General features: G+C 61.3%; 23 protein-coding genes. 15 read left to right on the top strand and 8 right to left on the bottom strand.

All coding sequences use genetic code 11. The annotated features are described in order from the left end of the window. Positions 1–152 precede the first annotated feature (152 nt). Positions 153–1,067 carry a LysR substrate-binding domain-containing protein gene (locus tag AB4N33_RS25250; protein ID WP_460120618.1) on the top strand — a complete coding sequence of 305 codons (915 nt, stop codon included), beginning with the start codon at positions 153–155 and terminating at the stop codon, positions 1,065–1,067. 142 nt (positions 1,068–1,209) lie between these two features. Here the strand turns inward: AB4N33_RS25250 and hrpB are convergent, their stop codons facing one another. Beyond that, positions 1,210–3,726, bottom strand: a complete 2,517-nt coding sequence (gene hrpB / locus AB4N33_RS25245; RefSeq protein WP_476458480.1) for an ATP-dependent helicase HrpB — start codon at positions 3,724–3,726, stop codon at positions 1,210–1,212. A gap of 123 nt (positions 3,727–3,849) precedes the next feature. Here hrpB and AB4N33_RS25240 point away from each other — a divergent pair, with 123 nt between their 5' ends. From AB4N33_RS25240 to AB4N33_RS25230, 3 genes are all read left to right on the top strand, one after another. After that, positions 3,850–4,704 carry an Abi family protein gene (locus tag AB4N33_RS25240; protein ID WP_476458479.1) on the top strand — a complete coding sequence of 285 codons (855 nt, stop codon included), beginning with the start codon at positions 3,850–3,852 and terminating at the stop codon, positions 4,702–4,704. A 144-nt stretch (positions 4,705–4,848) separates the two neighbouring features. Next, the gene (locus AB4N33_RS25235; RefSeq protein WP_476458478.1) at positions 4,849–5,268 is read left to right on the top strand and encodes a polyribonucleotide nucleotidyltransferase; all 420 of its coding nucleotides are present in this window, start codon (positions 4,849–4,851) and stop codon (positions 5,266–5,268) included. 28 nt (positions 5,269–5,296) lie between these two features. Beyond that, positions 5,297–6,190 carry a cation diffusion facilitator family transporter gene (locus AB4N33_RS25230; RefSeq protein WP_460120612.1) on the top strand — a complete coding sequence of 298 codons (894 nt, stop codon included), beginning with the start codon at positions 5,297–5,299 and terminating at the stop codon, positions 6,188–6,190. A 48-nt stretch (positions 6,191–6,238) separates the two neighbouring features. Here the strand turns inward: AB4N33_RS25230 and AB4N33_RS25225 are convergent, their stop codons facing one another. Beyond that, complete coding sequence (locus AB4N33_RS25225; RefSeq protein ID WP_460120610.1) at positions 6,239–7,282, bottom strand: DUF6515 family protein; 1,044 nt, start codon at positions 7,280–7,282, stop codon at positions 6,239–6,241. A 435-nt stretch (positions 7,283–7,717) separates the two neighbouring features. On the opposite strand from AB4N33_RS25225, the gene AB4N33_RS25220 reads away from it, so the two are divergent. Next, positions 7,718–8,197 carry an Lrp/AsnC family transcriptional regulator gene (locus tag AB4N33_RS25220; RefSeq protein WP_150744035.1) on the top strand — a complete coding sequence of 160 codons (480 nt, stop codon included), beginning with the start codon at positions 7,718–7,720 and terminating at the stop codon, positions 8,195–8,197. Positions 8,198–8,540: 343 nt separating this feature from the next. Continuing rightward, positions 8,541–8,750, top strand: coding sequence for a DUF2788 domain-containing protein (locus AB4N33_RS25215; RefSeq protein ID WP_016773053.1), 210 nt, complete (start codon positions 8,541–8,543; stop codon positions 8,748–8,750). Here AB4N33_RS25215 and AB4N33_RS25210 read toward each other — a convergent pair. The 4 genes from AB4N33_RS25210 to AB4N33_RS25195 form a co-directional block, all read right to left on the bottom strand. Next, complete coding sequence (locus tag AB4N33_RS25210) at positions 8,745–9,380, bottom strand: pseudouridine synthase (protein ID WP_476458477.1); 636 nt, start codon at positions 9,378–9,380, stop codon at positions 8,745–8,747. The genes AB4N33_RS25215 and AB4N33_RS25210 overlap by 6 nt on opposite strands. A 68-nt stretch (positions 9,381–9,448) precedes the next feature. Beyond that, positions 9,449–10,948 carry an AMP nucleosidase gene (gene amn, locus AB4N33_RS25205; protein ID WP_476458476.1) on the bottom strand — a complete coding sequence of 500 codons (1,500 nt, stop codon included), beginning with the start codon at positions 10,946–10,948 and terminating at the stop codon, positions 9,449–9,451. A gap of 175 nt (positions 10,949–11,123) precedes the next feature. Next, positions 11,124–12,773: an acyl-CoA dehydrogenase family protein gene (locus tag AB4N33_RS25200; protein WP_476458475.1), complete on the bottom strand. Its 1,650-nt coding sequence runs from the start codon at positions 12,771–12,773 to the stop codon at positions 11,124–11,126. A 72-nt stretch (positions 12,774–12,845) separates the two neighbouring features. After that, entirely contained in the window at positions 12,846–15,227 is a 2,382-nt protein-coding gene (locus AB4N33_RS25195; RefSeq protein WP_476458474.1) for a 7TM diverse intracellular signaling domain-containing protein, read from the bottom strand. Between the two features lie 305 nt (positions 15,228–15,532). Between AB4N33_RS25195 and AB4N33_RS25190 the strand changes: the two genes are divergently transcribed. The 4 genes from AB4N33_RS25190 to AB4N33_RS25175 all read left to right on the top strand — a co-directional run bounded on the left by AB4N33_RS25190 (position 15,533) and on the right by AB4N33_RS25175 (position 19,053). Next, complete coding sequence (locus tag AB4N33_RS25190) at positions 15,533–16,330, top strand: hydroxymethylpyrimidine/phosphomethylpyrimidine kinase (RefSeq protein WP_476458473.1); 798 nt, start codon at positions 15,533–15,535, stop codon at positions 16,328–16,330. A gap of 18 nt (positions 16,331–16,348) precedes the next feature. After that, positions 16,349–16,972 (top strand): thiamine phosphate synthase, encoded by a 624-nt coding sequence (gene thiE / locus AB4N33_RS25185; protein WP_476458472.1) that lies wholly within the window; start codon positions 16,349–16,351, stop codon positions 16,970–16,972. 16 nt (positions 16,973–16,988) lie between these two features. Beyond that, the gene (hemL, locus tag AB4N33_RS25180) at positions 16,989–18,272 is read left to right on the top strand and encodes a glutamate-1-semialdehyde 2,1-aminomutase (protein WP_460120596.1); all 1,284 of its coding nucleotides are present in this window, start codon (positions 16,989–16,991) and stop codon (positions 18,270–18,272) included. 226 nt (positions 18,273–18,498) lie between these two features. After that, on the top strand, positions 18,499–19,053 hold the full coding sequence (locus tag AB4N33_RS25175; RefSeq protein ID WP_460120594.1) for a tetratricopeptide repeat protein: 555 nt from the start codon (positions 18,499–18,501) through the stop codon (positions 19,051–19,053). A 139-nt stretch (positions 19,054–19,192) separates the two neighbouring features. Here AB4N33_RS25175 and AB4N33_RS25170 read toward each other — a convergent pair whose 3' ends face one another. Then, the gene (locus AB4N33_RS25170) at positions 19,193–19,522 is read right to left on the bottom strand and encodes a DUF1820 family protein (protein WP_476458471.1); all 330 of its coding nucleotides are present in this window, start codon (positions 19,520–19,522) and stop codon (positions 19,193–19,195) included. 133 nt (positions 19,523–19,655) lie between these two features. Here AB4N33_RS25170 and miaB point away from each other — a divergent pair, with 133 nt between their 5' ends. The 5 genes from miaB to lnt all read left to right on the top strand — a co-directional run bounded on the left by miaB (position 19,656) and on the right by lnt (position 25,048). Beyond that, a complete protein-coding gene (miaB, locus tag AB4N33_RS25165) occupies positions 19,656–20,984 on the top strand; it encodes a tRNA (N6-isopentenyl adenosine(37)-C2)-methylthiotransferase MiaB (protein WP_460120591.1) in 1,329 nt (442 codons plus the stop codon). A 192-nt stretch (positions 20,985–21,176) separates the two neighbouring features. Continuing rightward, positions 21,177–22,184 (top strand): PhoH family protein, encoded by a 1,008-nt coding sequence (locus AB4N33_RS25160; RefSeq protein ID WP_460120589.1) that lies wholly within the window; start codon positions 21,177–21,179, stop codon positions 22,182–22,184. Further along, entirely contained in the window at positions 22,177–22,665 is a 489-nt protein-coding gene (gene ybeY, locus AB4N33_RS25155) for an rRNA maturation RNase YbeY (protein WP_476458470.1), read from the top strand. The genes AB4N33_RS25160 and ybeY overlap by 8 nt, the downstream gene beginning before the upstream one ends. 5 nt (positions 22,666–22,670) lie before the next feature. Then, a complete protein-coding gene (locus tag AB4N33_RS25150) occupies positions 22,671–23,510 on the top strand; it encodes an HlyC/CorC family transporter (protein ID WP_460120586.1) in 840 nt (279 codons plus the stop codon). Positions 23,511–23,524: 14 nt separating this feature from the next. Further along, positions 23,525–25,048: an apolipoprotein N-acyltransferase gene (lnt, locus tag AB4N33_RS25145; RefSeq protein WP_476458469.1), complete on the top strand. Its 1,524-nt coding sequence runs from the start codon at positions 23,525–23,527 to the stop codon at positions 25,046–25,048. A gap of 38 nt (positions 25,049–25,086) precedes the next feature. On the opposite strand, the gene AB4N33_RS25140 is transcribed toward lnt, so the two are convergent. Continuing rightward, the gene (locus AB4N33_RS25140; protein ID WP_476458468.1) at positions 25,087–25,854 is read right to left on the bottom strand and encodes a YdcF family protein; all 768 of its coding nucleotides are present in this window, start codon (positions 25,852–25,854) and stop codon (positions 25,087–25,089) included. Between the last annotated feature and the right edge of the window lie 29 nt (positions 25,855–25,883).

Raw genomic sequence — 25,883 nt, 5'->3', positions numbered from 1 at the left:
GTCTTCCCAGACCATGAAAATACTGGGCAGGTCATCTCCACCCACGTGCACGATGTGGTTATTGTTCAGGCACAACAAATACCGTCGTCAAAACGGATTCAGTCGGCGCAAAAATTGCCTGGATGTTGTGTCCATCCACCCAGAGGTTTGCCGTGGCTGCCTACAACCTGCGTCAACTGAAGTACTTCATCACCACCGTCGAATGCGGCAGCGTTGCCGAGGCCTCGCGCAAGCTGTACATCGCCCAGCCGGCGATATCCACGGCGATCAAGGGCCTGGAAGACAGCTTCGGCGTGCAACTGCTGATCCGTCATCATGCCCAGGGCGTATCCCTCACCCCCAGCGGCGCGCGTTTCTATCGCAAGGCCCAGGAACTGCTGCGCATGGCCAAGGAGTTCGAACAGAACGCACTGGCCGACAACGACGTGGTGGCCGGTCAGATCGATATCGGCTGCTTCGAAACCGTTGCGCCCTTGTACCTGCCGCAGCTGATTGCCGGTTTCTCGGCGCTGTACCCCGGCGTGAAAATCCGCATCCGCGACGGTGAACAACAGGAGCTGGTGCAGGGCCTGACCTCGGGTAGCTTCGACTTGGCGATTCTGTATGAACACGACCTCGACGCCACCATCGAAACCGAGCCGCTGATGCCGGCGCAGCGCCCTTACGCGCTGCTGCCGGCCGATCACCGCTTTGCCCAGCTCAAGCAGGTTTCACTGCGCGACCTGTGCCTGGAGCCGATGATCCTGCTGGACGTGCAACCGAGCCGCACCTACTTTGTCAGCCTGTTCGAAGAGCTGGGCCTGCAACCGCAGATCGCCTTCAGCTCACCGTCGATCGAAATGGTGCGGGGCATGGTGGGGCAAGGGTTCGGTTTCTCGATCCTGGTCACGCGCCCACATTCAGAGTGCACCTATGACGGCAAGAAAGTGGTGTGCGTGGACATCATCGAAGACGTCACCGGCTCCGGACTGGTGGCGGCGTGGCTCAAGCGCGGGCAACTGACCAAGCCGGCGCAGCTGTTCGCCGATTACTGCCGGGAGCAGTTGACGGCAAAAATCGTGCGTTGAGTTCTCTGTAGGAGCGAGCATGCTCGCGATGGAAGCTCAAGCGACGCTGGCTATCTGATGCCCAGCGTTATCGTTGACGACCATCGCGACGGTTCGACGCCTCGACATGCTCGCTCCTACAGGGGAAAGTCCGGCGAGGAGGTTACTTACGCGGCTTGGCCCGCGCCGTCGCCTCCGCCACCAGCGGATCATCCGGCCAGTAGTGCTTGGGGTAGCGTCCCTTCAAATCCTTCTTCACTTCGGCATAAGTGCTGCGCCAGAAGTTCGCCAGGTCCTGGGTCACCTGCACCGGTCGGCGCGCCGGGGACAGCAGGTGCAACTTCACCACTTGACGTCCGCCGGCAATGCGCGGGGTGTCGGCGAGGCCGAACAGTTCCTGCAGGCGCACCGCCAGAATCGGCGGTTGCTCGCTGTAGTCCAGGCGAATCGACGACCCCGACGGCACGCTCAAATGATGCGGCGCCAACTCGTCCAGGCGTTGCGGCAGTGGCCACGGCAACAGGTTGCGAACGATGCTGGACAGGTCGAGGTTGGCGAAATGACTGAGCCGCGACACTTTGCCCAGGTACGGCAGCAACCAATGTTCCAGGCCTTTGAGTAACGCTGGGTCGCTGACATCCGGCCACTCGGTTTCGTCCTTGGCGTCGAGGTCCAACTGACGCAGCAACGCGACACGCGCCTGCCACTGACGCAGCTCCGGCGACCACGGCAGCAACTCAAGCCCCTTGCGCCGCACCAGGTTGACCAGCGCCTGGCTGCGCGCAGCCTCGTCCAGCCCGGTCAAGGGTTCACGGCTGAGCACCAGCTCGCCAACCTTGCGCTGACGCTCGGCGCGCAACACGCCTTCGCGCTCATCCCAGTCGAGTTGATCGACCACCCGCACCTGTTCAGCGAGAACCGATTCGAACAGCGCCGGATCAAAATCCGCCGCCAGATAGATGCGCTCTTCACGCTGGCCCTGGCGACTGCCGAGATCGGCGATCACCAGCCACGCCTGCTTCATCAGGCTGTCCGCTTCGGCGAACAGCGCGGCGCGGCCGTTGGCGAGCCGATACTCCGCGCCCCCCGCCCGCCGTTGCTGAGCCACGCGGTCGGGGTAGGCCAGCGCCAGCAAGGCGCCCAACCAGCGCGGATGGTCTGGATCGCTCACCGGGTCGCACGCCTTGCCGCGCAGGTAACCGCGATACTGCCGAGCCAGTTGTCGGGCGCGCTGCACCCCGCCTTGGGCGCCACGGGCCGCCCGCTCTTCGCCGGACAATAGCGTCAGCCGACTGTGCAGATCGGCACCGGCACCGCGCAGAATGTCCCGTTCACCCAGCAATGCTGCGACGTCACAGGCCATCTCGGCCAGGCCCAACGCCTGGCCACGCAACAGCAAATGGGCGATACGCGGATGTGCCGGCAGTTCGGCCATGGCCTGGCCGTGGCGACTCAGAGCTTCACCATCCAGTGCGCCAAGGCGTTCGAGCAAGTCCTGCGCCTGTGCATAAGCCGCCGCGGGCGGTACGTCGAGCCACACCAACTGTTCCGGGGTCACCCCCCAGCGCCCCAATTGCAGCGCGAGACCGGCCAGGTCCGCCGAAACGATTTCAGCACTGGCATAGGCGGCCAGTTGTTCATGTTGATCTTGCGACCATAGACGATAACACACGCCGGGCTCCAGACGCCCGGCTCGGCCGGCACGCTGCGTGGCACTGGCGCGGGAGATGCGCTGGGTGTCCAGGCGCGTCATGCCGCTGCCCGGATCGAAACGCGGTACCCGCGCCAGCCCGGCGTCGATCACCACACGCACACCGTCGATGGTCAAGCTGGTTTCGGCAATGTTGGTGGCCAGCACCACTTTGCGCTTGCCGGCCGGGGCCGGGTCGATCGCAGCACGTTGCGCGGCCAGGTCCAGTTCGCCGTGTAACGGGCAGAGCAGCACCTTGGAGTCCGTGCCCAATGCGTCGGCCAATTGTTGATGCACACGACGGATCTCCGCCTGCCCGGGCAAGAACACCAGCAGACTGCCGGTTTCATCATTGAGCGCTTCGAGAACGGTCTGCACCACACGCGGCTCGATGAACTCCCCTGGCTGGAACGGTCGCCCCCAGCGCATCGCCACCGGGTACATGCGCCCTTGGCTGCGCAGGATCGGTGCGTCGTCGAGTAACCCTGCCAGTCGCTCGCCCTCGAGGGTGGCAGACATCAGCAGGATTTTCAGCGGCTGGTCGTCCCGAAACAGCGCGCGACCATTGAGGCTCAAGGCCAGCGCCAGATCGGCATCGAGGCTGCGTTCATGGAATTCATCGAAGATCAGCAGGCCCACGCCATCCAGTGCGGGGTCATCCTGCAAGCGCCGGGTCAGGATGCCTTCGGTGACCACTTCGATGCGCGTGCGGGGGCCGACCTTGCTGTCGAGCCGGATCCGATAGCCCACCGTTTCACCGACTTTTTCACCCAGCTCGCTGGCCAGCCTCTCCGCCGCAGCCCGCGCGGCCAAGCGTCTTGGCTCGAGCATCAGGATGGTCTGCCCCGCCAGCCACGCCTCATCGAGCAAGGCCAGCGGAACCCGAGTGGTCTTGCCCGCACCGGGCGGCGCTTCGAGCACAGCTTCGTGGCGTGTCGCCAACGCTTCACGCAGGGCGGGTAAAACTTCATCAATCGGCAAAGAAATCATGCTGGCTCCCAGGCAGGCCAGGCAGTATACCGGGAAGCGATCACCTTGCTGGCGAAGTGAGAGTTGTGGGAACAGCGCGCGTCAGACGTTGGGCATCAACAGGAACAGAACCATCGAAATTCTATGCAATTCCCGATCGCCAGAAACGAAGAAGCCCCGCGAACGGGGCTACAACTCAACCTGATCTCATCACCGTTTCTACTGTACGGGAGTGGAGGTTTCAGGGCGGCGACTTCAATCTACCACACAATCAAATCTGGTCAATTCCAGACTTGGCCCGCGCGACTCGCATCCATCTGCTCCATCTCCTGGTTCCACTCTATTTTCCAGCTCGCCTGCTTGGATAGGGTGGTGAGACCGGATGCGAATAAAAACAAGCAGGACCGTGCGGTCCAGGCGTATGTCCACAACATGAAAATCGCCGAGTCTCTGGTGTCGATTTTCCATGTGCTCGAAGTCGCACTCCGCAATGGCATTCAGAAAGAGATGGCAATCGAATACAAGCGAGCCGACTGGTATGAAGAATGGAGTAATACCGGCAACGCAGACCTCCAAAAACTCTACGACAAAATCGCCGGCGCCAAGCAAGAACTGCGAATACGCAAAGTCACGATCACACCTGACAACATCGTAGCGGAACTCAGCTTCGGGTTCTGGACTTCCCTCTTCAACCGCGCAACCAGCATGAGGCTTTCCAAGCCGCTGATGCGGGTTTTCTACTATTGTCCGAAGCACATGCGACAGCCGGACAACATACGAACTCGCCTGAATAAAGGCCGCAACCTGCGCAATCGATGTTTCCACCATGAGCCACTGCTTTGGCTGCCGCTGAAGGAACTCCACCGAGACACCCTCGAGGTCATCAAATGGATCGACCCCGCCTTGCACGCCTGGATCCGGTGTCATGACAGGGTGACCAACACCGTTCACGATTGGACAACCTGGAGAGATGCGCCTGATGCCGCAGCGCCGTTCTAATTAATTTTGGATGGAGCAAGACCCGGACGTAATTTACTGTGGGCATACCTTGCCGCGCCCGGTATAACGGCGAACTGCCAGGCGTTTATCACGGTCCTAACTCATACCGACGACGCTTTGTTTACCGATGACAGGAGTTTTCCCATGCGTATTCCTTTTCGCCTGATTGGCGGTGTACTGGTGGCCACCCTGCTGACCCAGGTGACGGCCTGCGGTTCGATTTTCTACCCCGACCGCCGTGGCCAGATCGACGGCAAGATCGACCCGGCGATTGCCGCGCTCGATGCCGTGGGGCTGCTGTTCTACATTATTCCCGGGCTCATCGCGTTTGCCGTGGACTTCGCCACCGGCGCGATCTATTACGCGCCAGGCGAAACCGCGCACGTGGCTCCGCAAAAGCTCCAGGAAGCCATCGGCGCCGACGGCAAGGTCGACACCCATAAGTTGCAGACCATTCTGGAATCCGAATTGGGCCGCAGCTTCCCGCTGGACGATCCACGCCTGATCCAGCACAAGGGCAGCACTCAGCAACTGGCCACGCTGGGCCTGCAACCTGCCGCGTGACACTCCCCTGAAAGGACAAGCCACTCTTATGGTTTCCAGTTCCGAACACGCCCGCCTGCTGCGGCTCGCCACTCGCGCCTCGGTGGCAGTGGCGTGCACCCTGGTCGTGACCAAAGCCATCGCGTGGTGGTTGAGCGGTTCGGTGAGCATGCTCGCCGGACTGACCGACTCGGCCCTCGACGGCGTCACGTCGCTACTCAATCTTCTTGCCGTGCATTATGCGTTGCGCCCCGCTGACGACGATCACCGCTACGGGCATGGCAAGGCTGAGTCGCTGGCGGGCATGGCGCAGGCCCTGTTCATTGGGGGCAGTGCGGTGCTGATTGCGTTGCAGGCGTTCGAGCGGATCAAGCATCCAGAACCAGTGGGCGCGCCATGGCTCAGCATCGGCGTCATCGTGCTTTCACTGGTCCTTACGCTGGCGCTGCTGGTGTTGCAACACCGGGTGGTCAAAGCCACCGGCTCCAACGCGGTGCGCGCCGACTCCCTGCATTACCGTTCAGACATGCTGCTCAATGGCAGCATCCTGGTCGCATTGGTGCTGGCCGGCTTTGGCTGGCATCAGGTGGACGCCTGGTTCGGTCTGGGGATCGCCGCGTACATTCTGTGGAGCGCAATCCAGATCGCCCGCGAAAGCTTCACCGTGCTGATGGATCAGGAGCTGCCGCCGGACGTCAGCCAGCACATGCTTGAGCTGGCATGCAGCGTGCCGGGTGTGTTGGGCGCGCATGACCTGCGCACGCGAATCTCCGGCAACCAGTGGTTTGTGCAATTGCACCTGGAGTTGCCGGGGGAGCTGACTCTGTCAGTCGCCCACGGCATCAGCGACCAGGCCGCCGCCGCAATCCACGCCGCCTATCCACGGGCTGAAGTGCTGGTGCACGCCGACCCGACAGAAGTCGTTACCAGCTCCAGGCGCTAAGCGACAAGCGTGCGCAGATTGCTTGCGGCTTACGCTTGTAGCTTTCAGCTACTCGACCCGATAACCGCGACTGCTCAAACAGTCGCCCTGGGCCTGACGGTAGGTTTGCACCACTGAAGGGGCCGGCTGGTAGGTGGCGGTGCGCGGGTCGAACCCGCTCTGCTGCACCGCGTACTGGTAGCACTCGTATCCGTCCCGGTTGACCTGCTCCGGCGACTGGCCGCTAGCCGGATAGGCCACGACGTCATAACCGTTGCCGGCCGGTTGTGGCTGCGGTTGCACGGGGGGCTCGACCACTACGTAGTCCTGGGTGTTTTCCTGATAGGCGTAATACGAACCGGCCGCGAGGAACAGCAACGCACCGCCGACCCACACTTCACGGGCGTAATCGGGCAGGTAGCTGATACGGATCCCGCGAGGCGGCTGCACCACCACATAACGCGGCCCCAGCGGGCGATACCAGTAACCGTTCGAGAAGAAGTAATCCTGACCACGATACGGCACCCGGTAGTCGCGGTCCGGGAACCGGTCGATCACGTGTCCGGGACGGTACTGCGGGCCAGGCCCCCAACCATTGCCGTGACCACTCGGGCGACCGGCCCAGGAATGATCATCGGGGCGGGGGCCGTTGTTCTGCCAGTGCTGGTTGTAATCGTTGCGCCGAGGCACGTCCTGGTAGTAGCCGCGTTGTGGCGGCTGGGTCTGGCGCACGCTGTCGGGCCGGCCCTGGATCGGCAGGTCATTGGCCGGTAACTGGGGTGGCGGCGGTGGCGGCCGAACCGGGTTGTTGTAATCGCGCGGCGGATTGTTTTGCCACTGACCACCGTTGTGCGGCTGGCCGTTGTTCTCGAACTGACGACTGTTGTCGCCTCGAATGATCTCGTTGTTCTGCGGCCGCGGTGGGTTGTGCTGCGGGTTATTCTGCGGGCGCGGTTGATTGTTGCCGCCATTGCCCTGATTGTTGCCCTGATGCCCCTCGCCGCGCTGCCCATTATCCGGGCCACGGTTCTGCGGCTCATCGGCCAGCGATTGCGCAGTGACACTGATACACAACACACCAACACCGGCCATACGCCAGATGCGCGACTTCATGCTTATCCTCACTGCGGTTAGGGCTTGTACGTAAGACTGGGAAAGCACAGGCCGGTTCTGCAACAGGTTATCAGTCGTGAAACATATTTATTGAGCGCTCCGCCAATAAATCGCGGGCAAAAGAAAAGGGAGACCCGTCGGCCTCCCTTTGAGAACTTCGTCCGTGCTCGACGCTTTTGACGTCGGCTCACCTCACGCCGTCTTCTGGACAGTGTGCAGCTCGGGGGCCGGCACATCCCCGGTGGGGTGGCGGCCGCGACTGGCCTGATTGGGCGAGTCGCCGTGGACTGTGTGTCCGAGCAGTGATTCTGGTGATAAGGATAGGCCAGCGGCCTCGACAAAAGATTGCGAAGATTGCTCAAACAAACATGACTTGCGCAATTTTTAACCCTGGATAGATAATCTGCCGCAATTGATAGAACAAAGGCCTGATTGATGAGCAAACTCGACCGATACGACCTGAGCATTTTGGCGGAATTGCAGCGCGACGCGCGTATTTCCAACCAGGAGCTGGCCGAACGCATCGGCCTGTCGCCCTCGCCCTGTTCGCGCCGGGTCAAACAACTGGAGGATGACGGCTACATCTCCCGCCAGGTGGCGCTGCTGGACCGCAAGATGCTCGGCCTGAGCCTGACCGCCTACGTGCTGATCGGCATGGACCGGCACACGCCGGAACGTTTCGAGAACTTCGAAGCGGCGATTCGCACCCTGCCACAGGTGCTGGAATGCAGCCTGGTGACCGGTATGGATGCCGACTATCAGCTCAAGGTGGTGGTGCCCGACATGGATCACTACCAGAAACTCTTGCTGGGCCATCTGACCCGCATCGACGGGGTGACCAGCGTGCGCTCCAGTTTCGTGCTCAACCAAGTGCTCAACAGCACCGAATTGCCGCTCACGCATCTGCGCAGCTGACACTCCCCCCTGTAGGAGCGGACTTGTCCGCGATGGTGGCTCAGACACCGCTGGCATTCAGACAGCCAGCGTTATCGTTGACGACCATCGCGGACAAGTCCGCTCCTACAGAAGTTGCGGCGACTGTCTGCAATGGTGGTCCAGACACCGCTGGCATTCAGACAGCCAGCGTTATCGTTGACGACCATCGTCGGAACGCCGCCCGGGACAAGTCCGCTCCTACAGGGATTGCGGCGGTCACGGACGCGCATGCGACACACCGACGCAGGTCCATGCTGCGCCAATCGCGCATGGCGTATAATCGCCCCCGCCTTTTTAGCCCCACCCGCGCTGGAGATGTTTGATGGATCCTGCACTGTTCGAAGAGTGGATGATGACTGGACTTGTCAGCATCCTGATCATTTTCATGGGTTTCATCGTCTGGGATCTGGCGAAAAAATCCAAGGCCGGGCGCTTCGGCTCGTTCATCCTGTTCTTCGTGCTGGGCTTGGGCGTCGCGGCGTTCATCATCAAAAGCGTGGTGATCGGCCTGATCGAATCCGGCGCTTTATAAGCGCGCCGGCACTTCCTTCCACTGGCCCTGATCGAGCCCTTCGATCGACCAATCACCGATCCTGACCCGCACCAGCCGTAGCGTCGGCAAGCCGACGGCCGCCGTCATGCGCCGCACCTGGCGGTTACGACCCTCGCGAATGACCAACTCCAGCCAACTGGTGGGCACGCTTTTGCGAAAACGCACTGGAGGGTCGCGCGGCCATAGCTGCGGTTCATCCAATTGCCGCGCCTCGGCGGGCAGGGTCATGCCGTCGTTCAGTTCCACGCCCTCACGCAGACGCTGCAACTGCTCGGCACTCGGTTCGCCCTCGACTTGCACCCAATAGGTCTTGGCCAGTTTGTGTTTCGGGTCGGCGATCCGCGCCTGCAACTGGCCATCGTTGGTCAACAGCAGCAGCCCTTCACTGTCGCGGTCCAGCCGCCCGGCCGGGTAGATCCCTGGAATGGCGATGAAATCCTTGAGCGTCGCCCGCCCTTCACCGTCGCTGAATTGCGTCAGCACATCGAAAGGTTTGTTGAACAGGACCAGTTTCGGCTCGGCCGGTGGTGCCTTGGCGACGCGACGCGGGCCGGATGACGGGACATTCGCGCCGGGGCGGCGGGACGCAGGACGTTGAGGACGGGACATGAGCAAAGGAACATCTGACGGTCAGGGCTGCCAATGCTAGTGCCCTGACCGACAAATGACCATGACTGTCAGCGGAACGGCGGCTCGTCGAAGCTGCGCAGTTTGCGCGAGTGCAACGAGTTCAGCTCGGTGCGCAGCAGGTCCACCGCCTCGATCCCGATCTGCAAGTGCTGGTTGACTGCCCGCTGGTAAAACGCGTTGGCCGAGCCCGGCAGCTTGATTTCGCTGTGCAGCGGTTTGTCCGAGACACAGAGCAACGTGCCGTAAGGCACCCGCAGGCGATACCCCTGGGCGGCGATGGTGCCGCTTTCCATGTCCACCGCCACGGCGCGGGAGAGATTGATCAGCGGCCGTTCCTGGGCCCAGCGCAATTCCCAGTTACGATCGTCGTAGGTCAGGACGGTGCCAGTGCGCAGGCGTTTTTTCAGCTCATCGCCCTTCTCGCCCGTGACATTGGCAGCCGCTTGCTGCAAGGCCAGTTGCACCTCGGCCAGCGCCGGAATCGGAATGTTCGGCGGAACCACCCGGTCCAGAATCCCGTCACGACGCATGTAGGCGTGGGCCAGGACGTAATCACCGATGGTTTGCGACTGACGCAGGCCGCCACAGTGGCCGATCATCAGCCAGCAATGCGGCCGCAATACCGCCAGGTGGTCGGTGATGTTTTTTGCGTTGGACGGGCCGACGCCTATGTTGACCAGGGTCACGCCATGTCCGTCGCTGGCGATCAGGTGATAAGCCGGCATCTGGTAGCGGTGCCAGACCACGCCCGCGGCAATGGCCGAGGCTTCGCCATGATCCATGCTCTTTTCGATGATCACGTTGCCCGGTAATACCATGCGCACGAAGCGCGGGTCGCTGCGCAACTGTTCCAGGCCATGCACGATGAACTGGTCCACATAACGGTGATAGTTGGTCAGCAGAATCCACGGCTGTACATGACGCCAGTCGCTGCCTGTGTAGTGCACCAGGCGGCGCAGGGAGAAGTCCACCCGCGCGGCATCGAACAGTGCCAGCGGCAACGGATCAGTGTTCTCCCAATCGTACAGGCCATCGGCAATGCCGTCGGTGGCGGCCGACAGGTCGGTACTGGGGAATACTCGCGCCAGCACCGCGGCAGTCACGCCGGAACCGGCCAACTCATCGCCCTGCTCAACCACGTACGGATACGGAATGTTCTGCTGGCTGACGCCGACTTCCACGGTCACGGTGAAGTCGTGCATCAACGGCACCAGCTGTTCCAGCAGGTATTTGCGGAAAGCGGCCGGATGGGTAACGGTGACGCTATAGGTGCCCGGTAACTGAACCTTGGCGTAGGCCCGCGTGGTTTGCGGGACCTCGCCCTGGCAGTGGTAGGTCAGACGCAATTCTGGATAACGAAACATCGCTCGCTGTTCAGCGTCCGGCTCGACACGGTCCTTGAGGTAACGCAACAGCGCCTGGTTCAATGCGGTGGTTGCACGATTGTGCAAGAAGGCAAGCCGATCCACGGCTTGCTCGGCAGTTTGGACGACAACAAAAGCTTCGGTCACGATCAGCATCCTGTGTTCTGACTTGCAGGCTTTCATCTTGCCTGCATCGTGGTCCGACGGAAACAGTGGCGTGTCGGATGTGCCTCATTCCATGAGCCACACAGCCCCCCTGTAGGAGCAGCCGGTCGACGCTCGATTGCTCGCGATTGCGGTGGATCAGACACACCGCTATCGCGAGCAAGCTCGCTCCTAAAGGGGTTATCTGTGCGGCTTAGAGAGGCGGAGTCGCCCGCGCCACGATCGCCTCGACATCCAACCCCCGTGGCAGCGCGCCATACACGCGACCCGCCCCGTCATCCAGGCGACTGGCAATGAACGCATCACTCACCGACGCATTGCCCGCCTCGAGCAACAATTTGGCCTGCAAGCCCAGGGCGATGTCTTCGGTCAATTGGCGTGCGCGGTACTGGATGTCGCTGGTGTCCTTGAACGCCGCGTGCAACTGGTTGATATGCGCGGCCAGGCGCTTGTCGCCGTGGCCGTCACCCAACTCGCTGAACAGCACGTCCAGCACACCCGGCTCCTTGGAAAGCGCCCGCAGCACGTCCAGGCATTGCACGTTACCAGAACCTTCCCACGTCGAATTGACCGGTGCCTCGCGGTAAAGTCGCGGCAGGATGCTGTCTTCGACATAGCCGGCACCGCCCATGCATTCCGCCGCTTCATTGATCATCGCCGGCGCCCGCTTGCAGATCCAGTACTTGCCCACCGCCGTCACCAGACGGGCGAATTTTGCTTCGTGCGTATGGTTCAGGTGATCCAGCGCCTTGCCCATGCGCAGGCTCAACGCCAGGGCCGCCTCGCTTTCAAGGGCAAGATCGGCAAGCACGTTCTGCATCAACGGTTGCTCGTTCAGGGTTTTGCCACCGACCTGACGGTGGGCACAGTGGTGGCTTGCCTGGGTCAATGCCTGTCGCATCAGCGCACTTGAGCCCACCATGCAATCGAAGCGGGTCATGGCGACCATTTCGATGATCGTGGGTACGCCGCGCCCCTCCTCGCCGACCATCCACGCCAACGCCCCACGGAACTCGACTTCGCTGGAAGCGTTGGAGCAATTGCCAAGTTTGTTTTTCAAACGCTGGATGTAGAACTGATTGCGCGAGTCATCCGGGCGGTGGCGCGGCAGCAGGAAACAGGTCAGCCCCTTTTCGGTCTGGGCCAGGGTCAGGAAGGCGTCACACATCGGTGCCGAGCAAAACCACTTGTGGCCGACCAGTTCGTACGCCTGGCCCGGGCCGCTGGCACCTACCGGATAGGCTTTGGTGGTATTGGCCCGCACGTCGGTGCCCCCCTGCTTCTCGGTCATGGCCATGCCGATGGTGACACCCGCCTTGTGCGCCATGCCGACGTTGCGCGGGTCATATTCGGTGGCGAGGACTTTCGGCAGCCACTGTTCAGCCAAATCGGGTTGCAAGCGCAACGCCGGCACACTGGCGAAGGTCATGGTCAGCGGGCAACCGCTGCCAGCTTCAGCCTGGCTGTGCAGGTAGGTCATGGCGGCGCGGGCGACATGGGCCCCGGACTGCGGGCGCGCCCACGGCAAGGAGGTCAGGCCGTGCTCGATCGCCGTGCGCATCAGCTCATGATAAGCCGGGTGAAACTCCACCAGATCGATACGATGACCAAAACGGTCATGGCTGACGAACACGGGCTTGTTTTGATTGGCCAGGAACCCCGCTTCCATCAGCGGACCGCCGGCCAGCGCACCGTAGGCATCGATTCGTGATTGGGCCCAGTCAGCGCCGAACCGCCGCGACCACTCCTGCAAAGGCAGATCAATGCGATACAGGTTGGTGCCGTCCAGCGACGGCGGCTGGTTGGTCACTTCGTGGGTTTCAGCGAACTGATGCAGGTTCATGAAGGGGCTCCTCGGTCAGCCAGAAGGTTCAGTTAAGCACTGCCCCGAAGCCGAACAAAGTGGCATATCCGCCTAACTGTCAGCGCTTTCACCCTGTTGCGGGCACAGCACGCGCCGGTACATCGCTGCCTGCAGGTCTTCGAACTTCACTGGTTTGCTCAGCGCCTCGATCAAGTCACCCGTCACGCAACGCTCGCGGTCGCCGTTGAGGACCATCATGAACACAGGCACCTGCTCGCAACCGGGCAACGCATGTATCTGGCAGCACAGCGACACACCGTTCATCTGCGGCAATTCACTGTCGAGCAAAACAGCGTCGAACGTTTCGCGCTGAAGGAAATCCAGGGCGGCGACGCCGTCGTCAGCCGTACGCACGCGAAAGCCGAGCTTGAGCAACATGCCGCGCATCTGTAACTGGTTGATATCGTTTTCATCCACCAACAGCACGGTGCAGTCCTGTGGCAAGCGCAAGTGAGGCAGATCCCGAGTCGCTGGCGTCGCAACACACGACATCACCGGCACCCCGAATTCGACATCGAGCTGGAAGCGACTGCCGCGCCCCGGTTCGGATCGGTGAGTCAACTGGCCACCTAGCAACTCCACCAGTTGCCGGCAGATCGCCAAGCCGACACCCAGGCCACCATGCTCACGGGTCATTGAGCCGTCGAGCTGGAAGAAGCGCTGGTACAACGTGGCTTCGCCCAGATCCGTAAAGCCGATGCCGGTGTCGATTACCGCAAACGACAACGCCAGCCGCCCCGACGCCACGGGTTTGCCCGTAACCCTGAGCGCCACGCCGCCGACACGGGTGAACTTGATCGCGTTGTCCAACAGGCATTCCAGGCATTGCGCCAGCTTGCTGCTGTCACCTTGCACCCGATCCGGCAGGCCCGGTGCGACATCGACCTTGAAGTCCAGCGACTTGCCCGACGCATTGCCTTCGAACTGCAGGCGCAAGGCATCGATCACGCTGCGCAAGCTGAACGTCGATTCATTGGCCTTGAGCTTGCCCGCCTGGAGTTCGGTCAGGGTGAGAATGCCATTGACCATGCGCATCATGTCCCGCGCCGAACCGGAGGCGGTTTGCTGATACTGCTCGAGCTCGGGGTCCATCTCGACCGTTTGCATCAACTCCAGCGAACCGATCACACCATTCATCGGCGTACGCAGCTCATGGGTCAGCGTGGCAAGGAACTCGTCCTTGAGCTTGTTGCTGTGCGCCAGCTGCTGGTTGAGCACTTCAAGTTTTTGCCCGGCATCGAGCAAGGTCTGCGCCTGCTGTTCGCGCATGGCGTTGATGCGGTCCGCCAGCGCCAGGGACAACAGCGCCACTTCGATGGCCGAGCCGATCTGGCTGGAGTACATGGTCAGGAACACGTTGGGCAGATAACCCAGCACCATCAGCGTGTTGACGATGCCCCCCAGCAGGAACGCCGACCAGGCGATGATGAAGTAGCGGGCCACCCGCAGGCCGCGCCACCATGAAAAAATTCCCGCTGCGAAAATCACCACGGTGAAGCTCAGCGCCAGCGCGGTGGCCAGGCGCAGGGCCAGGGCGTAACTGGTCATCAGCGACAACCCGACCACCAACGCGCCAAACGCAATCAGCGCCATCAACAAGCGATCCAGCCAACGGTTGAGGTTGGCGGTTTGCAGGAAGCTGCGTGCGAACTGGCTGCCGAACAGCCCGGCGCAACCGATGAAGAACGGTGTGGCAGCGTTGGCCCACCAGGGATTGTTCGGCCAGAAATACTGGACGGCCGCGCCGTTCACCGACAGCTGATACATGCCAAACGAAGCGATGTAGAAAATGTAATAGAGGTAACTGGTGTCGCGCACGCTGAGGTAGATGAAGAGGTTGTAGACCAGCATGCCCAGCAAGACGCCATAGATCAGGCCCAGTACATAGAGACGAACCGGCTGCTCCTCGAGAAATGCGGTGCTCGACCACAAGGTGACTGGCGCCTGGATCGAGCCTTCGCTTTGCAGGCGCAGGTACAGGGTTTGTGCCTGATCGGCCTTGAAGCTCAGTTCAAACAGGTAATTGTTCTGGCGGATTTCGCGACTGTCGAAGGGCAAGGCATCGCCCGTCTGACGCACCAGCCGATAGGCACCGCCAGCGTCGGGTGCATACAGGTCAAGACGGTCAAGCGGTGGATAAGCCAGTTCCAGCAACCAGGTGCGCTGGGCGCCAGGGTTGGTCGGGCGATAGTGCAGGTCGATTTTCAGCCAGAACACCGAACGCGAGTATCCGGCGTTCAGGGTGGCCTTGTGGTGGCGCTTGAAATGTCCGTTGGCGGCTTGTGCACGAATATCGTCGATGGTCGCCTGGCCACCCGCATCTTCGAAGACTTGCAGGGTTTGGCCCAGGGGCAGGCTCTGAGTGAACTCATCGAACTCGACTGCGCTGGCCAGAAGGGGCAAGCAGAACAGCAACATCAGCAAATAGCGCATTGAAGCCCCAGCATGGTTTGTCCGGTTAATCTCAAAAAGCCCCTCATTCCCTTTGAGCAGACGTAAAACCGGCGTGACCTGTTATTGGTTTGGATCCACTCTAGCATAGCCGTTGATGGCCATTGAACACCATTGAAACATTTCCTGAAAAGGCTCTAGTACGGGCATTCCAGGGCCACGCAGAGCGCCAGAACTGTTTAAACGGTCAACTCGTGTCAGTGCATCGGCTGTCAGGCGCATTCCTGTAGGCTCAGGTGCGGTCGCTCCCATGACTCACCGGACGACTGGTGGTAAGCTCGCGCACCATGAATATCTACAGCTCTCGCCCCGTTGTCCTTTGTCTCTCCGGCCATGATCCCAGTGGTGGCGCCGGCTTGCAGGCAGATATCGAAGCCCTGCTCGCACAGGGTTGCCATGCGGCTCCGGCCGTCACCGCCCTGACCGTGCAAGACACGGTCAACGTCACTGACTTCCGTGTCCTCGATCGTGAGTGGGTATTGGCCCAGGCCAATGCCGTACTCAACGACTCCGAAGTCGCGGCGGTCAAGCTGGGCATGCTCGGTTCTCTGGAAATGGTCGACACCGTGGTCGAATTGCTCCAGGCGCACCCGCATTTGCCGATGGTCTGCGATCCGGTGTTGCGTGCCGGCGGCGGCGGGCGACTGGGCAAGGATGAGGTCGGTTACGCCATGCGCGAACGTCTGTTGCCCCTGTCGATCATCGCCACGCCCAACCTGCCCGAAGCGCGCATCCTGGCCGAACTGCCCGAGGGCAGCGCCGACGAGTGCGCGGAAAAACTCCTGCCTTTCGTCAAACACCTGCTGATCACCGGCGGGCATGGCGAAGAGAGCGAAATCCACAACCGCCTGTACAGCCGCGACGGTCACCGCGAAACCTTCGTCTGCCAACGCCTGCCGGGCAGCTACCACGGCTCGGGCTGCACTCTGGCCAGCGCCCTCGCCGGCCGTCTGGCCCAGGGCGAAAACCTCGCCAGCGCCGTGCAGACTGCACTTAACTACACGTGGCGCACCCTGCGCGACGCCGAGCAACTGGGCAAAGGCCAGTTCGTCCCGCGTCGCCTGCCACTGGATTTCTGCTCGTAACACCATGGGGCTTGTCCGATGAAACTACGCGGCCTTTACGCGATTACCGACAGCCAGTTACTGGCCGGCAAATTCCTCTCGTACGTGGAGGCGGCGCTTGAAGGCGGCGTCACCCTGCTGCAATACCGCGACAAGAGCGATGACCAGGCCCGTCGCCTGCGTGAGGCCGAGAAGTTGCGTGATTTGTGCGAACGCTACAAGACCCAACTCATCATCAACGACGATGCCGAGCTGGCGGCACGCCTGAATGTCGGCGTGCACCTGGGCCAGACCGACGGCCCTCTGTCACCGACCCGCGCCCTGCTTGGTTCCAAAGCGATCATCGGCTCGACCTGCCATGCACAGCTCGAACTGGCCGAACAGGCGGCCAGGGAAGGCGCCAGTTATGTCGCCTTTGGTCGCTTCTTCAATTCCACCACCAAACCCGGCGCGCCGAGCTGCAGCCTCGAACTGCTTGACCAGGCCCGACGCCAGCTGCACCTGCCGATCTGTGCGATCGGCGGCATCACTCTGGATAACGCTGCGTCACTGGTGGCGCACGGAGTCGACCTGTTGGCGGTGGTCCACGGCCTGTTTGGCGCGCAGAACACCGCCGAAGTGACTCGCCGCGCCCGCGCCTTCAACGAATTACTGAAAGTCTGATATTGAGAGCCCGATCATGTCTCGTTCCGAAACGTTGTTTGCCAATGCCCAGAAACACATTCCCGGTGGCGTGAACTCGCCTGTCCGTGCCTTCAAGAGCGTGGGCGGCACACCGCTGTTCTTCAAGCATGCAGAAGGTGCGTACGTCACCGACGAAGACGACAAACGCTATGTCGACTACGTCGGTTCCTGGGGCCCGATGATTCTCGGCCACAGCCACCCGGACGTGCTGGACGCGGTACGCAAGCAGTTGGAACACGGCCTGTCCTACGGCGCCCCGACCGCAATGGAAACCGAGATGGCGGATCTGGTCTGCTCGATCGTGCCGTCGATGGAAATGGTGCGCATGGTCAGCTCCGGCACCGAAGCCACCATGAGTGCGATTCGCCTGGCCCGTGGATTCACCGGTCGCGACAGCATCATCAAGTTCGAAGGCTGCTACCACGGGCATTCCGACAGCCTGCTGGTCAAGGCTGGTTCCGGTCTGCTGACCCAGGGTGTACCGAGCTCGGCTGGCGTCCCGGCGGCGTTCGCCAAACACACCCTGACCCTGCCGTTCAACGACATCGACGCCGTGCAAGCAATGCTCGCCGAAGTCGGCCAGGACGTGGCGTGCATCATTGTCGAGCCCGTGGCCGGCAACATGAACTGCGTGCCTCCGGCACCCGGTTTCCTGGAAGGCCTGCGCAGCCTGTGCGACAAGCACGGCGTGGTGCTGATCTTCGACGAAGTGATGACCGGTTTCCGTGTTGCGCTCGGCGGCGCCCAGGCGCACTACGGCGTCACCCCGGACCTGAGCACCTTCGGCAAGATCATCGGTGGCGGCATGCCGGTCGGCTGCTTCGGCGGTAAACGCGAAATCATGTCGCACATCGCGCCACTGGGGCCGGTCTACCAGGCAGGCACCCTGTCGGGTAACCCACTGGCGATGGCTGCCGGCCTGACCACCCTGCGCCTGATCAGCCGCCCGGGCTTCCATGACGAGCTGAGCGACTACACCAGCCGCCTGCTCGACGGCCTCCAACAACGCGCCGATGCTGCCGGCATTCCGTTCGTGACCACCCAGGCCGGTGGCATGTTCGGCCTGTACTTCAGCGGTGCCGACGACATCGTGACATTCGATGACGTGATGGCCAGCGATGCCAACCTGTTCAAGCGCTTCTTCCACCTGATGCTTGACGGTGGCGTGTACCTGGCACCTAGCGCGTTCGAAGCCGGCTTCACTTCGATCGCCCACGGCGAAGCCGAGCTGAAACTGACCCTGGATGCCGCGGAGCGTGCATTTGCCGCGTTGAAATAAGTGCTGCAAGGCTGACGTTGGCGATCGCCAGCGTCAGCTTTCACCTACACGCACGCGTATTTTCCTACCGATCTGTCGATAATCCCCCGTAAACCGGGAGATATATTCCCCGCGCAGCAGAAAAACGAGTAAAGACTTTGTAAGGATGGCCCTGCTTATTTCATAATGCGCGCTTATTGGATCCCCTCGACGGGTCCGCGTGCCCTTCAGAGGTAAGTCGATTCCCATGAACCGCACCGGCCGCATCCTCGCACTGGGCTGCCTGTTGCTCCTTCAACCCCTGCTCGCGCTCGCACAAGCAGGCGGTAACTCGTTGTTGATCCCAGCGATGGGTCGCTGCACCCTCAATACCCAGCCGCAAGATCTGGAACAGGCGCTCGCTGCCTGCCAGAAAGCCTCGGATGAAGGCGATGCGCAGGCGCAATACGAACTGGGCGAGTTTTACTACGCGGGTAAAAACACCCCGCGTGACCTCGACAAAGCCCTGAGCTACTTCGAAAAGGCCTCCCTGCAAGGCCACGCCCAGGCACAGTTCAAACTCGGCACCATGTTCTTCCACGGCGAAGGCGTACAGGCCAACAACATCCAGGCCTACATCGTGCTGAAAATGGCCGCGGTCAATGGCGCCGAAGATGCGCTGGACACCGCGGACGAAGTCGCCGAGAAGATGCCCCGCGAAGAACTGGAAATCGCCACCCAGGTGCTGGGGCAGATTTTCCGCAAATACCTGATGGAACTGCAGAGCGCCGATGGGCGTACGCCTTTTTCGCCGTTGCCCTGATTCAGTACCGACCTTCCCGGCCCCATCGCGGGCAAGCCCGCTCCCACAGGTTTCACCGATCTCACAACGGTGTTGATCCTGTGGGAGCGGGCTTGTCGAGGCGTCGAACCGTCGCGATAGGCGCGACTCGGTCTTAAGCCTACTTTTCAGGCACCGGCATCGGAAACGGCATCACATTGCCAACGCCTGCGCGCGCTTCGCTGATTTTCGGCGTACCCAGGCGCTCGACTTCATCGATGCGCACAATCGAATGCATCGGTACAAAGCTGCGCACGACACCTTCGAACTGCGCCTTGAGTTTCTCTTCGCTCGGGTCGACCACCACCTGCGTGCGCTCGCCAAAGACGAATTCTTCCACTTCCAGGAACCCCCACAGATCACTCTGATAGATCTGCTTGGCGTACATTTCGAACACCTGGCCCTGGTTGAGGAAAATCACCTTGTAGATTGGAGCTTCACGTTTGGTCATGGCGGGCGAGGAACACATCGGGGATAAAATGAGGGCGCAAACTATAGCATAGCCACCGGACGCACAGCGGTAGGAACCTGGGGGCTTGTTCCCTATAATGCGCGGTTCTTTGAATCACGTGATGACTGTATCCATGGCCAAGAAGCTTTACATCGAAACCCACGGTTGCCAGATGAACGAGTACGACAGCTCGCGCATGGTCGATCTGCTGGGTGAACACCAGGCCCTGGAAGTCACCGCTCGCGCCGAAGATGCCGACGTGATTCTGCTTAACACCTGTTCGATCCGCGAACGCGCCCAGGATCGGGTGTATTCCCAACTCGGCCGCTGGCGCGAACTGAAACTGGCCAATCCAGACATGGTCATCGCTGTCGGCGGTTGCGTGGCCAGTCAGGAAGGCGCCGCGATCCGCGACCGTGCTCCCTACGTAGACGTGGTGTTCGGCCCACAGACCTTGCACCGCCTGCCGGAAATGATCGACGCCGCGCGCATCAGTAAACTGCCGCAAGTCGACGTGTCGTTCCCGGAAATCGAAAAATTCGACCACCTGCCCGAACCACGCATCGATGGCCCGAGTGCCTACGTGTCGGTCATGGAAGGTTGCAGCAAGTACTGTACGTTCTGCGTGGTGCCCTACACCCGTGGCGAGGAAGTCAGCCGGCCGTTCGATGACGTGATCGCCGAAATCATTCACCTGGCCGAAAACGGCGTGCGTGAAGTGACCTTGCTGGGCCAGAACGTCAACGGTTATCGCGGAACCACCCACGACGGGCGTCTGGCGGACCTGGCAGAACTGATTCGTGTGGTGGCCGCTGTCGATGGCATCGACCGCATTCGCTACACCACTTCCCATCCGCTGGAGTTTTCCGACAGCCTGATCCAGGCCCACGCCGAAGTGCCGGAACTGGTGAAGCACCTGCACCTGCCGGTGCAATCGGGCTCGGACCGGATCCTGGCCGCGATGAAACGCAATCACACGGCGCTGGAATACAAGTCCAAGCTGCGCAAGCTGCGCGCCGCCGTGCCGGGCATTTGCATCAGCTCGGACTTCATTGTGGGTTTCCCGGGGGAAACAGAGAAAGACTTCGAACAGACCATGAAACTGATCGAAGACGTCGGTTTCGACTTCTCCTATTCATTCGTCTACAGCCAGCGTCCGGGCACGCCGGCGGCCGATCTGGCAGACGAGACCCCGGAAGAACTGAAAAAGGAACGCCTGAACGCCCTGCAACATCGCCTGAACCAGCAGGGTTTCGAGATCAGCCGACAAATGGTCGGCTCTGTCCAGCGCATCCTGGTGACCGATTACTCGAAAAAAGACCCCGGCGAGCTGCAAGGCCGGACCGAAAATAATCGTATCGTCAACTTTCGCTGCGACAATCCAACCCTGATCGGACAGTTCGCCGACGTGCACATCGATGCCGCACAACCGCACTCATTGCGGGGTTCGCTGATCCAATAACGGCCTGTAGGAGCGGGCTTGCCCGCCATTGCGGGGTGTCAGATGGCAAATCTCTGAATGACACACCGCAATCGCGGGCAAGCCCGCTCCTACAGTGTTAGTGGCGACCTTACTTTTTTGAGCTTTCGCACCCGCGCCGCTGGCGTTATCCTTGATTTCAACTTAATTGCCCCAGGGCGGCTAAATACGACCTTGAACGCACCCATAGAACCACATCGTTTTATTCTCGAGCCCTTTGAGGCTCGCCGCTTCGCCAATCTGTGCGGGCAATTCGACGAGCACCTGCGCTTGATCGAACAGCGCCTGAGCATCGAGATCCGCAACCGCGGCAATCAGTTCGAGCTGATCGGCGACCCCAAGCACACCACCTCCGCGGAAAACCTCCTGCGCCGCCTGTATCGTGAAACCAAGGGGACCGACCTGTCTCCGGACATGGTTCACCTGTTCCTGCAGGAATCGGCCGTCGAACAGCTGGACAACGTGTCTGCATCCGAACCTTCCGTGGCCCTGCGCACCAAGAAAGGCATGATTCGCCCACGCGGCTTGAATCAGCTGCGCTACGTGAAGGAAATCCTCGGCAACGATATCAATTTCGGCATCGGCCCAGCCGGTACCGGCAAGACCTATCTGGCCGTTGCCTGTGCGGTAGACGCGCTGGAACGCGAACAGGTGCGTCGCATCCTGCTGGTTCGTCCGGCGGTTGAAGCCGGTGAGAAGCTGGGCTTCCTGCCGGGCGACCTGTCGCAGAAAATCGACCCGTACCTTCGCCCGCTCTACGATGCACTCTATGAAATGCTCGGTTTCGAATACGTGGCCAAGCTGATCGAGCGCCAGGTGATCGAAGTTGCGCCGCTGGCCTACATGCGCGGCCGTACGCTGAATAACAGCTTCATCATCCTCGACGAAAGCCAGAACACCACCGTCGAGCAGATGAAGATGTTCCTGACCCGGATCGGGTTCGGCTCGACCGCAGTCATCACCGGTGACATCACCCAGGTCGATTTGCCACGCGGCACCAAATCCGGGCTGCACCACGTGATCGAAGTGCTCAAGGACGTGCCGGGCATCAGCTTCACGCACTTCCAGCCCAAGGACGTCGTGCGCCATCCGCTGGTTCAGCGCATTGTCGAAGCCTATGAGCGCTTCGAAACCCGCGCAGCCGAAGATGCAGCCGCCAAGGATAGCCGTCGCGATGCTTGAGCTTGACGTGCAAATCGCGACCCAAGCGTGCGCCCCCGCCGAAGCCGAGTTCCGCCAATGGTGCGAGCTGGCCCTGCGCCAGCGGACCGCCGACTCGGAGATGACCATTCGCCTGGTCGATGAACCCGAGGGTCGTGAACTCAATAACACCTGGCGGCAAAAGGACTATGCCACCAACGTCCTGTCGTTTCCTGCCGATGTGCCCGACGAATTTCTCGATATCCCCTTGCTGGGCGATCTGGTGATCTGCGTGGCAGTGGTTGAGCGTGAAGCCGCCGAACAAGGCAAGGAACTCAAGGCCCATTGGGCACATCTGGTGATCCACGGCTGCTTGCATCTGCTCGGTTATGACCATATAGATGACGACGAAGCCGAAGAAATGGAAGCACTGGAACGTACCTTGCTTGCAGAGTTGGGCTACCCCGATCCGTACGCGGACGACGAAACATCCACTATCGTAACAACCAAGGATTCAGAGTAATCGCTATGAGCGAAGATCGATCGAGCAACGGGCAGAAGTCATGGCTGGGTAAGCTCACCCAGGCTTTTGCCCACGAGCCGAAAAACCGCCAGGAGCTGCTGGAGCTGCTGCGCGACGCGCACCAAAACAAGTTGCTGGACAGCGAAGCGCTGGCCATCGTCGAAGGCGCCATCCAGGTTGCAGACCTGCAAGTCAGGGACATCATGGTTCCCCGCTCGCAGATGGTCAGCATCAAGGCGACCCAGACACCCCGCGAGTTCCTGCCCGCCGTGGTCGACTCCGCCCACTCGCGCTATCCGGTCATCGGCGAAAGCCACGATGATGTGATGGGCGTGCTGCTGGCCAAGGACTTGCTGCCGTTGATCCTCAAGGAAAACGGCGACAGCTTCAACATCAAGGACCTGCTGCGCCCGGCCACTTTCGTGCCCGAGTCCAAGCGCCTGAACGTACTGCTGCGCGAATTCCGCGCCAACCATAACCACATGGCCATCGTCATCGACGAATACGGCGGTGTGGCGGGTCTGGTGACCATCGAAGACGTGCTGGAACAGATTGTCGGCGACATCGAAGACGAGCATGACGTTGAAGAGGACAGCTACATCAAGCCCCTGCCCAGCGGTGACTTCCTGGTCAAGGCGCTGACGCCGATCGAGAACTTCAACGAGTTCTTCGACAGCGAGTTTTCCAACGATGAATTCGATACCGTCGGTGGCCTGGTGATGAGCGCATTCGGACATTTGCCCAAACGCAATGAAATCACCGAAATCGGTCCTTACCGCTTCCGCATCCTGAACGCCGACAGCCGTCGGATTCACTTGCTACGCCTGACCCCTATCGCTCGCTGAATCCAAGGATTGAAATGCGTCGTATGACCCGCCCCGGCTGGCCCGGTAACCTGCTGGCCGTGGCGGCCGGTGCAATCACCACCCTGGCCCTGGCCCCGTTCGATATCTGGCCACTGGCATTGCTGGCGGTCGGCCTCTTTTACGTGGGCCTGCGTGAGTTGAGCCCCCGCCAGGCACTGGGCCGAGGCTGGTGCTTCGGTTTCGGCCTGTTTGGCGCCGGCACCAGTTGGATCTATTACAGCATCCACAACTTCGGCGGTGCCTCGGTGTTGCTGGCCGGTTTCCTGATGCTGCTGTTCACCGCTGCGATTGCCTGGTTCTTCGCCCTGCCTGCCTGGGTCTGGGCACGCTGGCTGCGCCGCAACGAGGCGCCTCTGGCCGATGCCATGGCATTTGCCGCCTTGTGGGTCGGCCAGGAAGCGTTTCGCGGCTGGTTCCTCACCGGTTTCCCATGGCTGTATTCCGGTTACAGCCAACTTGACGGCCCGTTGGCTGGCCTTGCCCCCGTGGGTGGCATGTGGCTGGTGTCTTTCACCCTGGCGCTGACGGCTGCCCTGATCGTGAACGCGCCACGACTGATCAGCAATGGTCGCAAGGGCTTCGTGGCAGCGGGAGCGTTGCTGTTGATCGGCCCCTGGATAGCCGGCATCGCGCTCAAGCACCATGCCTGGACCAGCCCATCGGGGGCGCCGCTGACCGTGGCCGCGATCCAGGGCAATATCGAACAAAGCATGAAATGGGACCCGGCACAGCTCAACTCGCAATTGGCGCTGTACCGCGACATGAGCTTTCGCTCCAAGCCGGTCGACCTGCTGATCTGGCCGGAAACGGCGGTGCCGGTGCTCAAGGAGTCCGCCGAGGGCTACCTGAGCATGATGGGAAATTTCGCCGCCGAGCGTAAGAGCGCACTGATCACCGGTGTCCCGATTCGCCAGGAAGTCCATCACCAGAAGCGTTTCTTCAACGGCATCACCGTGGTGGGCGAAGGCGATGGCACCTACCTCAAGCAGAAGCTGGTGCCGTTCGGCGAATACGTACCACTACAGGATGTGCTGCGTGGGCTGATCGCATTCTTCGACCTGCCAATGTCGGACTTCGCCCGTGGCCCCGCCGATCAGGCCATGCTCCAGGCCAAGGGCTACCAGATTGCACCGTTCATCTGCTACGAAGTGGTTTATCCAGAGTTCGCCGCCGGCCTGTCCGCCCGCAGTGATCTGTTGCTGACCATCAGCAACGACACCTGGTTCGGCACTTCCATCGGGCCGTTGCAACACTTGCAGATGGCGCAGATGCGCGCGCTCGAGGCGGGCCGCTGGATGATCCGTGCCACCAACAACGGCGTGACCGGACTGATCAACCCGTTCGGCCAGATTACCGAGCAGATCCCGCAGTTCGAACGCGGTGTCCTGTACGGCGAAGTGGTGCCAATGCACAACCTCACGCCCTACCTGCAATGGCGTTCGTGGCCGCTGATCACTGTCTGTGTGCTGCTGTTTGGTTGGGCGCTAGTGGCGAGCCGGATGGCCAAGACGGTCTAGGGCTGCGACGATCGTTCCCCTCGGGGAACGATCCAGCTTCAGCGATAAAACAACGAATACCCGACCTGCCCCACCGCTTCGTTCATCAACTGCCCGCTCTGCCAGATCGACTTGAGCTCCGGCATCCAGCCGCCCAAAGGGCGGGCATTGTCAACGCCCAGAAAACCCACCGGTGCCGGCACCACTTCAAACCCCGCGCGCTCGAAGCTCCAGACCGAGCGCGGCATGTGCCAGGCGTGAGTTACGACCACCACGCGCTTGATTCCCTGTGGCAGCAACACCTCGGCGCTGAACTGCGCGTTTTCCCAGGTGGTGCGGCTGCGCTCTTCCTGCCAGCGCACGGTGACGCCGAAGTCGTCTCGCAGGGAGTCCGCCATCAACCTGGCTTCCGAAGGTGGCGTGCCGTAATGCAACCCACCCGTGGTCAGTACTGGCAAGCCCGAAGCCTTGGCCAGCCTCGCGGCATAACGCTCTCGCTCGAGGCCCACACCGGTTGGCTGGTCAGCCCCCCAGGCAGGGTCGCCACGTTCACGCCCCGACCCCAGCACCACAATGGCGTCGGCATGCTGCCCGAGCGTTGCCCATTCATCGCGAGCCAGCGGCGGGATGCGCTCAAGGGCACCGGCGCTCCATTGCACCACCACCGGCAGGCTCATCAACCACAACCCACCCAGACCGAGCGCGAAGCACGCACCGGCCAAGCGTGGCCTGGAACGACGAAACCACCAGGCGAGCGCAAGCAATAGCAACAAGATGCCGGGGGGCAGCAGCAGTTGTTTGATGAAATAACGAAAGGCATCGAGCATCTCCATAAGATGCCCGAAGCCTAAGTGGG

The sequence above is a fragment of the Pseudomonas sp. S1_E05 genome, assembly GCF_056337105.1.
This window is presented reverse-complemented; position numbering and strand designations above follow the sequence as displayed.

Excerpts from the sequence above, each read along its gene's own strand:
- ybeY (WP_476458470.1), top strand. The coding sequence starts at position 22,177 with ATGCTTGAGCTTGACGTGCAAATCGCGACCCAAGCGTGCGCCCCCGCC.
- AB4N33_RS25200 (WP_476458475.1), bottom strand. The coding sequence starts at position 12,773 with ATGAACCTGCATCAGTTCGCTGAAACCCACGAAGTGACCAACCAGCCG.
- thiE (WP_476458472.1), top strand. The coding sequence starts at position 16,349 with ATGAAACTACGCGGCCTTTACGCGATTACCGACAGCCAGTTACTGGCC.
- amn (WP_476458476.1), bottom strand. The coding sequence starts at position 10,948 with ATGAAAGCCTGCAAGTCAGAACACAGGATGCTGATCGTGACCGAAGCT.
- AB4N33_RS25190 (WP_476458473.1), top strand. The coding sequence starts at position 15,533 with ATGAATATCTACAGCTCTCGCCCCGTTGTCCTTTGTCTCTCCGGCCAT.
- AB4N33_RS25150 (WP_460120586.1), top strand. The coding sequence starts at position 22,671 with ATGAGCGAAGATCGATCGAGCAACGGGCAGAAGTCATGGCTGGGTAAG.
- AB4N33_RS25215 (WP_016773053.1), top strand. The coding sequence starts at position 8,541 with ATGGATCCTGCACTGTTCGAAGAGTGGATGATGACTGGACTTGTCAGC.
- AB4N33_RS25210 (WP_476458477.1), bottom strand. The coding sequence starts at position 9,380 with ATGTCCCGTCCTCAACGTCCTGCGTCCCGCCGCCCCGGCGCGAATGTC.
- AB4N33_RS25240 (WP_476458479.1), top strand. The coding sequence starts at position 3,850 with ATGCAATTCCCGATCGCCAGAAACGAAGAAGCCCCGCGAACGGGGCTA.
- AB4N33_RS25140 (WP_476458468.1), bottom strand. The coding sequence starts at position 25,854 with ATGCTCGATGCCTTTCGTTATTTCATCAAACAACTGCTGCTGCCCCCC.
- AB4N33_RS25225 (WP_460120610.1), bottom strand. The coding sequence starts at position 7,282 with ATGAAGTCGCGCATCTGGCGTATGGCCGGTGTTGGTGTGTTGTGTATC.
- hrpB (WP_476458480.1), bottom strand. The coding sequence starts at position 3,726 with ATGATTTCTTTGCCGATTGATGAAGTTTTACCCGCCCTGCGTGAAGCG.
- lnt (WP_476458469.1), top strand. The coding sequence starts at position 23,525 with ATGCGTCGTATGACCCGCCCCGGCTGGCCCGGTAACCTGCTGGCCGTG.
- AB4N33_RS25175 (WP_460120594.1), top strand. The coding sequence starts at position 18,499 with ATGAACCGCACCGGCCGCATCCTCGCACTGGGCTGCCTGTTGCTCCTT.
- hemL (WP_460120596.1), top strand. The coding sequence starts at position 16,989 with ATGTCTCGTTCCGAAACGTTGTTTGCCAATGCCCAGAAACACATTCCC.
- AB4N33_RS25230 (WP_460120612.1), top strand. The coding sequence starts at position 5,297 with ATGGTTTCCAGTTCCGAACACGCCCGCCTGCTGCGGCTCGCCACTCGC.
- miaB (WP_460120591.1), top strand. The coding sequence starts at position 19,656 with ATGGCCAAGAAGCTTTACATCGAAACCCACGGTTGCCAGATGAACGAG.
- AB4N33_RS25220 (WP_150744035.1), top strand. The coding sequence starts at position 7,718 with ATGAGCAAACTCGACCGATACGACCTGAGCATTTTGGCGGAATTGCAG.
- AB4N33_RS25235 (WP_476458478.1), top strand. The coding sequence starts at position 4,849 with ATGCGTATTCCTTTTCGCCTGATTGGCGGTGTACTGGTGGCCACCCTG.
- AB4N33_RS25170 (WP_476458471.1), bottom strand. The coding sequence starts at position 19,522 with ATGACCAAACGTGAAGCTCCAATCTACAAGGTGATTTTCCTCAACCAG.
- AB4N33_RS25195 (WP_476458474.1), bottom strand. The coding sequence starts at position 15,227 with ATGCGCTATTTGCTGATGTTGCTGTTCTGCTTGCCCCTTCTGGCCAGC.